Source organism: Vibrio sp. 1751 (assembly GCF_033339895.1).
Taxonomy (GTDB): domain Bacteria; phylum Pseudomonadota; class Gammaproteobacteria; order Enterobacterales; family Vibrionaceae; genus Vibrio; species Vibrio alginolyticus.
This window is the reverse complement of the sequence record NZ_JAWOVM010000006.1, coordinates 1-12,278: the sequence shown is the minus strand read 5'-3', so window position 1 is coordinate 12,278 and position 12,278 is coordinate 1. Positions and strand designations below refer to the sequence as shown.

Sequence of the window (12,278 nt, the reverse complement as noted above, 5' to 3'; positions counted from 1 at the left end):
GATGAAGGAATCGTGTGTGTTTCTGACTATCTATTAAACACTGTTACTAACGTAAGTACGTTAGCTGATGGCACCATAACAAAGTGCATACCAGAGCTGCCATGACACCAAAACTCAGCCTGTACGAAGTATTTTTTGGCTTTGTTTGAAGCTATATATTCTGGCAATAATGATTTTGCCAATTCTGTGCTACACAATTTGGCGCACAAAGCCTTCCAAGGATGCTTAGGAGCACCGTCTGAAAGCCGTTCCACAAACCGTTCCAGTGCATGACGAGTCACCACGACAGGTCCAATGTTCGGAACGTTGATGACCTCATCGATTTCTCTCACTGTAGCATTATCGACGCTGTATTCTTCGAAGGAATGTGAGAGCCAATCGTCCCGCTTCTCTACCGATATCTGTGCTTCTTGGTAACGGGTGAGCAAGAACCTGGTCAGGCTGTATAGTGAATGCTGAGTTGAGCGTTGTTTCTGTAACTTTTTGATAGCTCCTTTACTGACCCGGATTTGAAGGCCATTGCCGCTTCGGTTACTCCCCATCACCTCTTTCACTGACAATAGGTGGTGAATCGCATAGAGCTCAGCTGCAATTGGCTTTTGCTGCTCAGGTAGCTTGTCGTATTGCTCACCTAAATCGACCTTTAGCTCACCACCTCTTCGAAGGCCGGTCTTCCAGTAAACCGTAAACTCACCATCAATCTGCTTTGTTAACAGGGTTAATACCATCATGTTTGTTTCTCCTATTGGTTATCTATTTTTCATTCTCCATGTTTTTTCAAATATGCAAGGCGCAAAAAAAGGGGCCGAAGCCCCTTGGATCAGATATGAACTTTAGGAAAGCCCATGGCACCGTAAACATTCAGCACATCATTCCAATCCCAACTTTTCACGCCAAGTGACGTTGGTATCGGAGGGATCAACACTTGTGTCAGAATGCCTTTTTGCCAGGCTTTTTTCTTGAGTTCATTCGCTGCATTCAGGCCGGTCTCAGAGAGATCGTGATCTGCCCAGATGTACAGCATTTTCACATTACTTGGTGGTTCAAACCTAGCCAGTAGGGTTGCATTCACAACCGACCAACATGTTTGTCCCGTTGCTCTGGTAACCGCTAAAGCTGTTTCGATGCCTTCAGAAACACCTAATACTTCACCAGGCTCACCAATCGGAATGGCACCGCCAGTGATTGTTCTGTCACTTGGTATGGGCATCATCTTTTTAGGCTTTTCAACCGGCGCTTTGAATCCATCTTCACTTAGGTAGATCCGATGAAACGTGGCCGAACGCCCTTGCTGAGTAACGATTTTACCTAGCAGCGCTGGGTAGCTATCGATAAACAGACCATCTTCATCATGGTAAGGCAAGTTTGGATGAAACCTCAGCACCGAATCCCATTCAGGACGAAGCCGGGTAACAATGCCACGACGATGCAAGTAGTTCCAAACTGGTTGCGCACGAGCATCTGCAAGAGATAGCGTTTCTCCCCAGGTTTGATTCAAGCGATGGATAATCGCTTTGTCCTCGTCCTGCTTTCTAGCCTTCCAATCAACAGCGTTACGCGTTATTGCCCGAGAAGGTGCTTGTATTTGTCCGGGTTGAATACCAAGAACTTGGCCAATTGCTTCAATAGACTGAGCAAAGTTCCACCCATTAATCCAAGACAACAGTTCAAAGCCATCATGAAAGATACCGCAGGTATTACAAACGCCACCACCGGTATATTCAGCATCTTTGAACAGCCTAAAGCCATCACGACCGCCATGAACAGGACAAGCCACATGACGGCCTTTTCGAGCAATAGCGGCATCAAGTTCTGGCACCAACGCCGCCAGTATTTGAAGCCATTGGCCATTAAGATATGGCCTTACTGTTTCAATTTGTAAAGGTAACGCCATATAACCTCCTTCAGTAAAATGCCGACTCCTACCACAGGTGGTAAAAGTCAGCTTGGGTCCTGCATTAGCCGTTCGGTTAATACAGGAGCGTTAGTCAAGCTGGATACCATGTCGTCTTAATAGCCACATGATGGACTCACGAAGCACATCAGGATCGACAACCGCAGCCATCGCGCAAACACGAAAGCAAAATGGCGCAATTTCGTCATTTTGAATCCACGACAACACATCCTTGCGCAACCGAGTACTGACACGACCGTCCAGCAATACACGGATCGCATCCAATAGAATGCCTTCGCGTAACTGCCAGATTTCCGTGTCAGACCAAGTGACTGGGGCATCATCAAACTCAAATAGAAATTCGAGCTGTGATAACGTGTGTTGATGGGACTGCTTTTGTGATGAAGGTGAATGGGCAATGCCCCCATTCATTAAAGATAACCGCGTTCGGCAAGCGAAACGCAGCCCTCGTATGCGACCACGACATGGTCAAGCGTTCGAATATCAACAAGTGACAAGGCGTCACGGAGTCGATGAGTGATGCGTTTATCAGCTTCACTGGGTTCAGGATCACCCGATGGATGGTTATGAACCAGTATCACTGCTGCCGCATTAAGTTCTAGCGCTCGTTTTGTTACTTCCCTTGGATACACGCTCGCCGCATCTAAAGTGCCTTTGAACAGCTCTTCAAATCGAATGACACGATGCTTTGTATCAAGAAACAGCACGCCAAAGACTTCGTGCTCATACTCGTGCATCAGTGTTTGCAGGTATGAGAACGCCGACGATGGCTGTTCAATTTTTCGACCTTTACTCAATCGACCACGGGCAAGCTTGAGCGCCATATCTAAGATATCCGCTTCAGTCACTTGCTCAGGAACGATATAAGTACCGGCTTCTTCGCCAGCTAAGAACTTTTTGTTTTTCATAGGAGTCTCCCCAAAAAAAAAGCGGAGACGAACCCATGCCCTGAAGGGGACGGAATCGTCCCCGCAGGGTGGTAAAGTTGATGTGGTTACTGAATTAACAGTTGTTGTGTTACTTCGAATAACTCACGCTTCAGATCTTTGACGTCGTTAATCACGATGCTTTGAGGAAAGAATTTCTCAACACTGCGTGTTTGAATCCCGATCCCCAGCAGCTCAAAGCCACTGCGTCTGCACCGGTCAACAATGTCATGCGTGGCAGCCCAATCATCTGGGTCACCATCGGTTAGCACTATCATTAGCTTTCGCTTCTGTTTTTGCGCTAACAAACTGTTTGCCGCAAACCACATCGCTTGTGCCATAGGCGTACAACCTCGTGTTTTTTGGTCAAAACAGGCGGCCCGATGTCGAACCGATTGCTTGGGCAATAACGCGATAGAAACTTCCTGATGAATACCAGGAAAATAACTGACCGCAGGTACAACACCCGGTATGCCTTCCAGTGCCATGGCCAAAGCCAAAGCGGCTTCATTGGCAACATGAAAGTACTTTCGATTACCTTCGCCAATGGGTTTACCCATTGAACCCGATATATCGACCAGCAAGTGCACAGCAGCATTAGGCGCAATGCGAGGTTGCCTTTGAATAAACAATCTCGACTCACCGGCTTGTGAAGCGGCAAGACGATGGGTTGCAACTCGAAGACCGTGCCTTTTGGCATGATTCCGATTGTCCTGACTGGACTGAACCATGCCCCTAAGTCGGGCTCGAATTTGAGCGGACTCAGACGCCGATAAGGTCAAGATGGCCTCATCACCCAACATAGCCTGCTCTGCTTGGGGCAAACTGAGTGGAGTGACACCCTGATGTCCTTCAGCTTGTTCCGACAACACTTCTGCCACTTGGGCAAAGGTATCGGGTTCAAACTGAGCGGCACTGGCCTCTAAGGCTTGTCGCAAATTGTCAGCTTGATCAGAGTTATCTGAATCCCCCGTTTCAGCAGCATCCCCCATTGCAGACGAGTCTGCTTCCGGGGTTTGACTGTCACTACTGTTATTGCTGTCATTACTCGCATCTTGTCCAATGTCATTACCGTTATCAGCATCCGACTCATCCTGTGGTGGACGAGATTCTTCTTCCAACATGGCAACGATGGCATCGACAAGTTTCAGCACTTCACCTGTAGATGCCAGGCTAGGCACTGCTGTCAGCATGGCGCTTAACCGGCTCATCGCTGCGGCAGGAAAGAGTTGTCTCACTCTTTCATCAACAGCTTGATACAAAGGCGTCAGTGCTTTCTGGCCCAGAAAATGGCATCTCAAGCGAAACAACAACCAGGCTTGCAAGTTAGATGCAGGCTCAGGCTGTTCAGGTACACACATTTGCTGTGTGTCCACCATGTACTCAATCACTTGCGAAATACTGCGCCGGGTTCCGGGGTAATCCTTTGCCAATTCGTTTTCAATGCGCACATCCTCAATAATATTGAGAAGTGCCTTACGGATCGGCTTAGACGACGCCTTCTTCACCATGTCAAAATTGGTATGCCGAATATGCGCCGCTTCATGAGCCAGATAACCCCAAGCTATTTGTTGATAGTGTGGGTCGTCTGGGTTTGCTGTTGGGATCACAATCCGCTCACCATCGGTAAACGCATCTTGTCCTTGAATAAGCACCTTCACACCAAACTTTTCGCCATAAGCGGCGGCAACGATTGGCAGTGCATTTTTTAATGGATGATTCATGGGAGTCTCCTAATCATTAGGGGGAATACTCCTTCAGCGGGAGCGTTTCCCCGCTGGGAATGTAGGTGTTTAAACCTGTGCTTTTAGCTTATCCAGGTCGTATTTTTGACCTAACCAAGCCACCAATTCAGCAGGACTTTCATGCTGCTCAAATGACGTTTTAAGCTGGTCTAAACTCAGGATGTCATCCAATGTCAGACCGTACTGGTCTTGTAACTGAGTAGACACCTCGTGTTGATATTGCAGCCAGGCGCGCTCAAAAGCGGTTTGCTGCAATGCCATGTTTGGAACAAATACCATGGCCGTTACCCAAGCTCCTTGTGCGTCCGCATCTGCGATCAGCACTGGGTTCTCGGGGATCACTACACTATGTGTTGAGTACGACCGTTGTACTAACGTTCGACAACACGCCACTTCTGGTATCGATTCACTTTCAACCGCATCAGTCACACCACGAAAATGCGGTTCAAACTGGTTCAGTTGGCTGGGGTTATGGATGGTTGATTGCATAATTTCCTCTTACATAGTTCAGAGGACATGCGCCCTTAAGGGCAACATGCCCTCAAGGACGTTAGAAATAAAATGAGTTTGGTACAGTCGAACCAAGGTTTGGTCTGACGGTTGGTTGTGGTATTGCACGTAAGTTATCTGCCTGAGCAGATACTGGCTGTGCGGGTTTAGGTTCAGGTTTGGGCATCAGTTGTCTGATATCCAATTGACCTTCACCGTGCATTCTCATCTTGTCTGGATCAGACAAAATTAAAATGGTCGCCATCAGTTCGTGATAGAGATTGTCTGTCACAGGGCCGGTCTTCGGCAGACGAACAAATAAATTGTCCATCGCTTCAACCATCGGCTGAACTCGATGATCCAGGAATGACAAACCATCCAACTTGTCTCTTAATCGCTTGAGAGGATTAAGGGCACGCTGACTGATTTGATTCTTTCCTGCAACGGAACGCTCAAACAGTTCATTAGCATCACGAGCCACCTCCCTAAATAGGGTGTGTCCCATGCCATTGACCTTGTCATCTAAGCCACCAGCTTGTTCAGCCGGTTGCATTCGATAGATGGCATAATCGAACTGAAGCCGTTGTTCCACGTCTTCGATGGGTGACAGCGCACGCCGAATTGCATCTGCAAATTCCGGGTGTTTCGCAACCCAGTCAAACGTCACCTGATCATAGTTGTCCAAGAACAACTGCTTGCACTGCGCAAACTCCTGACCGATCCTGTCAAGCTCTGGAACAATCTGATCAATTCGGTCTTCAGGGACGGCATAGCCACCTAAAAACCGCACACCGACTTGCTCACACAAGCGCTGCGCTTCTTTCTTAAGCCTTTCAAAGTTCGCCAATGCCTCTGGGTCGCAAATTTTTTTACTCCCTAAGCTGGCAACATCCTTCGGTGGAAGTTGGCTGCCATTGGCTAACCTGAAATCTTCAGGCCTTAGTTTTTTTCTACCGCTCCAGATGGAACAGTCGATGTGACAAATCAAAAGTTTGTCGAGGGTTTGAATACTCATAGTGCATCCTCATGCGAGATGGGGACGCACCACTCCAAACAGGAGCAATGGCCCCCGTTTGGGTGGTAGTAGTTGACGCGCTAATGGCAATACCACTATCAGAAATAGTAATTTTGCGAATCAGGCGACGATTGGTTGAGATCGATTTTCGCAGGCATTAAGTCCAGTGCTTCAGCAATCGGGCGAACCCGCTCTAAATCACTGCCTAGCAACCGCAATACATCTTTTTCCAACTTCAGTTGGTCGGATACTTCTATCCCTTCAGGACTCGCTACTGTGAGCGAACACAATGGTGGTAATTGACGCTTAAAGGCCAGTAACAGCAACAATGGCCACGGGCCATCATCAGTGTTAACAATGCCAGCGCCTTCACCTGACACCATGCTGATTTGATTGGTACTAGGTAATCCGCTTTTGCAAAACCCTAATGACCATTTTCCAATCCTGACCTGGTTATCATCAATAACAGCCAAGCCATAGGCTTCAAGCAGCTTTGCCATATCGAACAACGCTTTTTGAGCCAGCGAGATTTGGCCATTGACGTCCTTGCGAGTACGAAACTCCCAACTGACGTTATTGGCGCACGCGACGCTATCTAGCGCATTTGAGAGTTCAAATGGCCGCCCTTGATGATCAATGCCGACTTGTCCAACAAATCGATAACCCTTGTTGATTTTCTCATTGATTCGTCGGTCTGCTTCAGCGTTAGGATCAGTCGAGTCAATCAATCGCTGCTGCGACATTTGACCAGCTTTTCCAAACCGAACTTCAATCTCCTGGGTGTCTGATCCAACGTAAATGGCCCATTCTTTGGCTGTCCCATCAGAATGACTGTAACGGTAAAGAGCAAAGCACTTTTCCATCATCAATCCTCCCAGTGGTCACCGAAGACATCAGCGGCAATACGGTGAATAGCTTCACGTTGCTCCAACTCAGCACGAGCCGTCAAAGACCGAACCAGTGCATACTCCACTGCGTTAGGAGCACCTTTGAAAGCAAGTGTTAACTTTGCCCAGCGCACCAAGGTCCGAGTGGACATGGTGATACTGAGTTCTGCACCGCCATCCGCGCCCCCAATAAAAAGACGACGAATGTCACCTGCCACCTTCACCATTTTTTGGCGAAAGACCTCTGGTAAGCCCGGCGCAACGTTCTCCAGAATGGCTTCCTCTACAGATGGTTCTGCATAGGTCGCTTCAATGATTCTAAAGCGATCAAGGAAAGCCAAATTCTGTTGAAGCACGCCTTGATACAAGCCCGTTTGGTCACCGCTGCCCGCACTGTTGCCGGTAGCGATAAAACGAAACTTGTTGTGTGGCATGATGATCTCTCCGCCATTTTGTGCGATGACCAAAGGGGCACCTTCCAAAATGTCATTGAGCCCAGCCAGTTCAGCAGGCTCAGCAAGATCCATTTCATTAATGATCAGCAAATGGCCATGCTTGACAGCCAGTGCCAGAGGTCCATACACAAAGGTCATGTTGCCATTAACCAGTGTGTGGTGACCGATAAGATCGGACAATTCCAATCGACCGTGCGCAGTAATTTGCTGAACAGGCCAATTCAATCGAGAAGCAACTTGGCAAATTAGCGAGGTCTTCCCGCATCCAGTTGGGCCTGTAATATACAAACCGTCACCGTCTGGGTTAGACAAGAACGCCAATACGTCACGTAAGGCTTCTTTTCTAAAGACATACTCGTCCTTGCGAACGGGAATGTTTGGATGGGTAGTGTCGGCACTAAATCCTTCCAGAACGAAAGCATCAGGAGCCGGGACATTAAACGCTTGATTCACTTGAACCAAAAATGGGGATTGTTCAGTCATGGTAAACCTCATCAGTTTTGACGAGGCCCCATGCCCCAGCAGGGAATGAAGTCCCCGTCGGGTGGTGTGTTGATTGTGGTATGGCTGTGTATGTAAGAGTTCAGCTCGCTCTATCATTCGTACCCAGCATTGGCTACGAGTGAAACTGCTTTCTGATGCACTCGATGTAAGCGCATGAGAAAGGAGCCGAAATCGGCTCCAAGTGAACGTTAAAAGTAAAATGAGCTCGGCGAGTCACCTGGCAGAACCAAGTTATCTTGCTCAAGACTGATTTTGATTGGTGTTTCAACGGGCTGCTCTGGCTTATTGGTGCTAATGCGCAACCGCTCTTGTGGCGCTTTTCGGTAAGCGGCTAAAACCTGTTCATCCAGCTCGCCTAACTTATCGGTGGCCAATTGCTTATAGTCCACCGTACCCGCCATCATGTAGCGGCTGAGTTTGACCCCAGCATAATCGGCATGAGCGTAGTTACCCATCATAGCGACCAATTTCGACTGAGCGTCTCGCATTTCTTCTTTCAAAGATTTGATGTAATTTTCCAGTCGGACCACTTCGGCATGTGCTGAGCAATACTGGCGAGACAACGATGTCCAGCGGTATTGAGCTTCACCCTTGGGAACAAAACAATCTTGCTCTGGGCATTTTGACGGTTCTTTTTTGGTCTGTACTAACTCCCAAAACTGTAGCGCTGTTTCTTGCAACTCAGTTAAGAACGCCGCGTCTCGTTGTATTTCAAACTCAATCAGTTGATCCTCAAAATAGAATACCAACCAACCACGCGTGCTATTGGCGACCAGTATTTGATGTTGTACTTGTACCCAATACAACTGGTACGCCTCGCTTTGTTCTCGGTGAGCTTGCACATCCTCAAAAACTGACTGGCAAGGACATTTCAATTCAACGGGTTCACCCGCATCGTTGATGCCATCAAAGCTGGCTCGAAAGATTGCGTTATGATCGGCTTCTGCACATAACGGCAGAAGAAAGTCATTATGCGCATTCTCAAATGCTCGCCTTGCTTGAGGCTCCAACCGTATACCGCGAAGCACATTTGGATTATTCGACAGGTCTTCCGGTAATACGAATCCGGTTTTTTCTGCCCATAATCGCCAAGGTGTTTTGTAGGGTGAACGCCCCATAATAATTGGGGCTTCAGATGCCGTAACCCCTGCAATGCGCCACTGGTGCCATGCAGGAGTACGCTGTGATAGGTCGATAACCTTCATATTGCCTCCTTTGAGGGGAGACTCCCCCGAAGGAGAGAACTCCCCTTCAGGGTTAAGTGGTTACTTTGCAGCTTGTGCTAACGCTGTTTGGTGCTGAACAACACTTGCTTGAACCGAATCAATTGCCGCTTTACCGGCTTGAATCGAACCTACGACAAGGGCAACAACCAATACCAAGCGAAAAAGTGAGGCTGATTTAGTCATGGAAGATCTCCAAAAAAAAAGACGAGACCTTCCCCCTGACGGGAGAATAATCCCGCCAGGGTTCGTAAAATGAATGCGTGGCGCTAAGAAGCTAAAGGCTGTGTGAGCGCTTTCGCTGCTTGTTGCTGTGCATTAAATATTTCTTGTTTCGCAAACGTCAGTTCAACACCCTGAAAATGTTCATTGGCATATTCCAATGCACTATTCCAAGCGTTTGAAGCTTCTGCCCGCTCGATAAGCTTGTAAACAAGCCCTCGGGTTCGATCATCAACTTGCTCGGGTGGAATCACTGATGGCTCAACAACGTGTGTTGCTTGGCCTTCGATAATTCGCTCCGCTTCGTCTTGATCGAAAATTCCCACAAAGCCAAACGCAATGCGGGAACACTGGATCATGGATTTATGTCTTAGCATTCGCTTAGTGTGCGTCTGCCATGGACCATCTACACGGTAAGGGCCATTTTTGCCGTTACCTTCAAAAGGCGGTCGATAGACTTCATCCAGATACTCAGTGATTTTGACTGGGTGCGAACGGTCGCGCCGATAGATGATGCATTCCATCCATTCAGGGCATTCTTTCGCGCCATCCAGTGAGACTTTGTTTTCTGAAGTCTTAAACTCCATGCCATCAAACTGGTCGTGTTGATTGATGATGCGAGACCATCCATCGACACCTACCACTGGAATAATTCCAGCTTGCTTATCAGGGAACGCAAAAATCTCTTTGGTGAAAGGGTTCAAGCCGTACTGATCTGCAACCACCAAGAGCGCCATCATCTGCTCATTGGTCGGTGCACTACCGTCACGTTGCTTGAATGCTGTTGCTTTTAGAGTATCGAACAATTTGTTTGGATCGACACTAAAGCGCTCAGCAAAGCGTTGGATTAGCTTTGGTTTTTCCATTTTGGACTCCGACAATCAAAGTGGGAGTCTGCCCCTGACGGGAAAGTACTCCCGGCTGGGTTAAAGGGTTTTGCTCGGTTAAAAATCTGGTTCAGGATAAGTTTGTGCCCAATTAACTTGGGAGCTCGCATCATCCGCCGCTGATGGCTCAGATGCTTTGTTCACACTATCAAGAAGCAGAAACTCGTCCGCGTCCACTTCGGTCAATCGATGCTTAATACCATCTTTCTCCCATGAGCGCGTGCGCTGAGGCCCTTGTACAAAAAGCTTCGCTCCTTTTTGGATTAAATCTTTTGCCCTTAGCCCTAACTTAAATCCACCACGATCTCGAAAAACGACCCGATGCCATTCCGTATGCTCTTTGAGCTCATTGGATTGACGGTCGCGCCATTTCTCAGAAGTGGCCAGTGAAATACTGGTCACTAAATCACCTGATGGATAGGCTCGCGTCTCTGGCTCAGCGCCAACGTAGCCTATGAGTGTTACTTGGTTTTTCATGATGTTTTCCTCGTCTTAGTTGAACTCTGTGCACACAGTCGCTTCTACCCGGCTGGGCAAAGAAGACTGACGACGCAGATAGGTTGGTATTTCGAGTAAAGCCATGTCGTACTGATGTGGCTCTTTGTAAAACGCAGATGTCAAACGGGGCATACCAGGAGCTTTAGGCACTGCCATTGGACGACGTTTTGGTGTTGGTGTGAGCAATCGCTTGATTTGAGTAAGTACAAATCGAAACGGGCGCACGCTTTGACGAGCAACCAATCGCAAAAGCGACCAGCTCAGTTTTGCAAGCAACATAATGCCTGCGACTTGGATAATAAATCCGAAGATATATTCCATTGGTGACTCCTTAATTAGGTTGTGAAGGAGTCACCCCCAACTGGAGAAAACTCCCCCAGTTGGGTGGTGAAAAGGCGAACCGCAAGGAACGCATGGTTGAGCATGTAAAAACATGCAGGCTATTTGTTTAAGGAGGCTAGCTACCTCTTAGTACCACTGAGAATACTCAGCGGCGGGCTTCCTTTGAGCTCATGCTCTCAGGCGCAGATATCACTGAAACAGATCAGCAATATTTGATAGTCATTGTAACCGTCTTATCCAGACAGGATAGTTAGAAAGATGCTCAATTCTTCCACCTAGCTGAAAGGCCATTACCGCACAGAGGATTAGGCTAGGGACTGATTATTGTCATATCAGGAGCAAAAACTTATGGCCCAAGCAAAACCCAATTACTCAAAACCCATCTTTGAACAATCATTCACAATTAATAGCTTACAGGCGCAACGTGTCGTTGACCGTGTTTTTAGACGGACGGTCAGTGCGCTTTACGGAATCGATGTCATCCTGCGCATCATCGGCGATGAGAACGAAATTGATGAAGTGGAACAGATCATTAGCCAGTTGATCGAGGATTGCGCTAAGGCGGTAGACAACGAACAAGCTCGTTTAGACAAATTGATGGAGTCCAACGGTATCGATGAAGTACCTGACTACACCGACCCGATTACCTTCAACGCCAAAATAAGCTCGCCTCAGGTTGGCCAGTTTGTCGGCTTAGTGCGCAAACTCGATGCGTTAATGATCTCAATGGACACTCTCTGGTTGTCTAGCGTGCTTAGCAACAAGCAACGCGTTGATGGCAACTACGCATGGCAACAGCGCATTATCAAACTTGCACGACGCATTATTGATATCGAAATTCGAGCACGAAAATCAGCCCAAGCTAAGGGTAAAGAAGCAGAAGTTGAGCAAGCGGTGCCTTCAACCGATGACGATATCACTGAAGAGGAAACAGATAACCCCGCCAACTAGCCAACTAGGCTCCCATCAACCAGCCCCTCTCGAAGGGGCTCTTCATCTTGCTGTATTTTCTATCAAAATCATTAAAATGAATTTAACTGTCATTTTTGGCCAAGCTACATGAATAGAACTAATTTTTTCGTTACTTTCTTTAGGGTAAGCGGATTAAATGGTTGATCTTACCTTTGCATGAGAGTGAGACAGACCGGCATCTCATCGGATTATCTGGTT

The 12,278-nt window shown here is 47.7% G+C and carries 15 protein-coding genes; 1 reads left to right on the top strand and 14 read right to left on the bottom strand.

All coding sequences use genetic code 11. From position 1 onward, the window contains the following. Positions 1 to 26: 26 nt before the first annotated feature. The 14 genes from R7041_RS03885 to R7041_RS03820 form a co-directional block, all read right to left on the bottom strand. Positions 27 to 731 carry a hypothetical protein gene (locus R7041_RS03885; RefSeq protein WP_119788452.1) on the bottom strand — a complete coding sequence of 235 codons (705 nt, stop codon included), beginning with the start codon at positions 729 to 731 and terminating at the stop codon, positions 27 to 29. Between the two features lie 89 nt (positions 732 to 820). Beyond that, positions 821 to 1,894, bottom strand: a complete 1,074-nt coding sequence (locus R7041_RS03880; RefSeq protein WP_102887292.1) for a primase-helicase zinc-binding domain-containing protein — start codon at positions 1,892 to 1,894, stop codon at positions 821 to 823. 90 nt (positions 1,895 to 1,984) lie between these two features. Beyond that, on the bottom strand, positions 1,985 to 2,326 hold the full coding sequence (locus tag R7041_RS03875; RefSeq protein ID WP_102887291.1) for a plasmid-related protein: 342 nt from the start codon (positions 2,324 to 2,326) through the stop codon (positions 1,985 to 1,987). Next, a complete protein-coding gene (gene radC / locus R7041_RS03870; RefSeq protein WP_049195485.1) occupies positions 2,326 to 2,823 on the bottom strand; it encodes a RadC family protein in 498 nt (165 codons plus the stop codon). The genes R7041_RS03875 and radC overlap by 1 nt, the downstream gene beginning before the upstream one ends. A gap of 86 nt (positions 2,824 to 2,909) precedes the next feature. Continuing rightward, positions 2,910 to 4,565: a VWA domain-containing protein gene (locus R7041_RS03865; protein ID WP_318114581.1), complete on the bottom strand. Its 1,656-nt coding sequence runs from the start codon at positions 4,563 to 4,565 to the stop codon at positions 2,910 to 2,912. 69 nt (positions 4,566 to 4,634) lie between these two features. Continuing rightward, complete coding sequence (locus R7041_RS03860) at positions 4,635 to 5,075, bottom strand: hypothetical protein (protein WP_318114579.1); 441 nt, start codon at positions 5,073 to 5,075, stop codon at positions 4,635 to 4,637. Positions 5,076 to 5,136: 61 nt separating this feature from the next. Continuing rightward, positions 5,137 to 6,090, bottom strand: a complete 954-nt coding sequence (locus tag R7041_RS03855; RefSeq protein ID WP_000027441.1) for a DUF3150 domain-containing protein — start codon at positions 6,088 to 6,090, stop codon at positions 5,137 to 5,139. Positions 6,091 to 6,188: 98 nt separating this feature from the next. Beyond that, positions 6,189 to 6,956, bottom strand: coding sequence for a hypothetical protein (locus tag R7041_RS03850; protein WP_067206273.1), 768 nt, complete (start codon positions 6,954 to 6,956; stop codon positions 6,189 to 6,191). After that, positions 6,956 to 7,915, bottom strand: a complete 960-nt coding sequence (locus R7041_RS03845; protein ID WP_276432240.1) for an AAA family ATPase — start codon at positions 7,913 to 7,915, stop codon at positions 6,956 to 6,958. The genes R7041_RS03850 and R7041_RS03845 overlap by 1 nt, the downstream gene beginning before the upstream one ends. A 209-nt stretch (positions 7,916 to 8,124) precedes the next feature. Continuing rightward, complete coding sequence (locus R7041_RS03840; RefSeq protein ID WP_248065731.1) at positions 8,125 to 9,141, bottom strand: YqaJ viral recombinase family protein; 1,017 nt, start codon at positions 9,139 to 9,141, stop codon at positions 8,125 to 8,127. Between the two features lie 60 nt (positions 9,142 to 9,201). After that, entirely contained in the window at positions 9,202 to 9,345 is a 144-nt protein-coding gene (locus tag R7041_RS03835) for a hypothetical protein (RefSeq protein ID WP_000167275.1), read from the bottom strand. Between the two features lie 83 nt (positions 9,346 to 9,428). After that, the gene (gene bet / locus R7041_RS03830; protein WP_000414662.1) at positions 9,429 to 10,247 is read right to left on the bottom strand and encodes a phage recombination protein Bet; all 819 of its coding nucleotides are present in this window, start codon (positions 10,245 to 10,247) and stop codon (positions 9,429 to 9,431) included. Between the two features lie 78 nt (positions 10,248 to 10,325). Next, positions 10,326 to 10,745, bottom strand: coding sequence for a single-stranded DNA-binding protein (locus tag R7041_RS03825; protein ID WP_022614424.1), 420 nt, complete (start codon positions 10,743 to 10,745; stop codon positions 10,326 to 10,328). Between the two features lie 15 nt (positions 10,746 to 10,760). After that, on the bottom strand, positions 10,761 to 11,087 hold the full coding sequence (locus R7041_RS03820; protein ID WP_007104995.1) for a hypothetical protein: 327 nt from the start codon (positions 11,085 to 11,087) through the stop codon (positions 10,761 to 10,763). Between the two features lie 369 nt (positions 11,088 to 11,456). On the opposite strand from R7041_RS03820, the gene R7041_RS03815 reads away from it, so the two are divergent. Continuing rightward, complete coding sequence (locus tag R7041_RS03815) at positions 11,457 to 12,059, top strand: hypothetical protein (RefSeq protein WP_000035786.1); 603 nt, start codon at positions 11,457 to 11,459, stop codon at positions 12,057 to 12,059. Positions 12,060 to 12,278 lie beyond the last annotated feature (219 nt).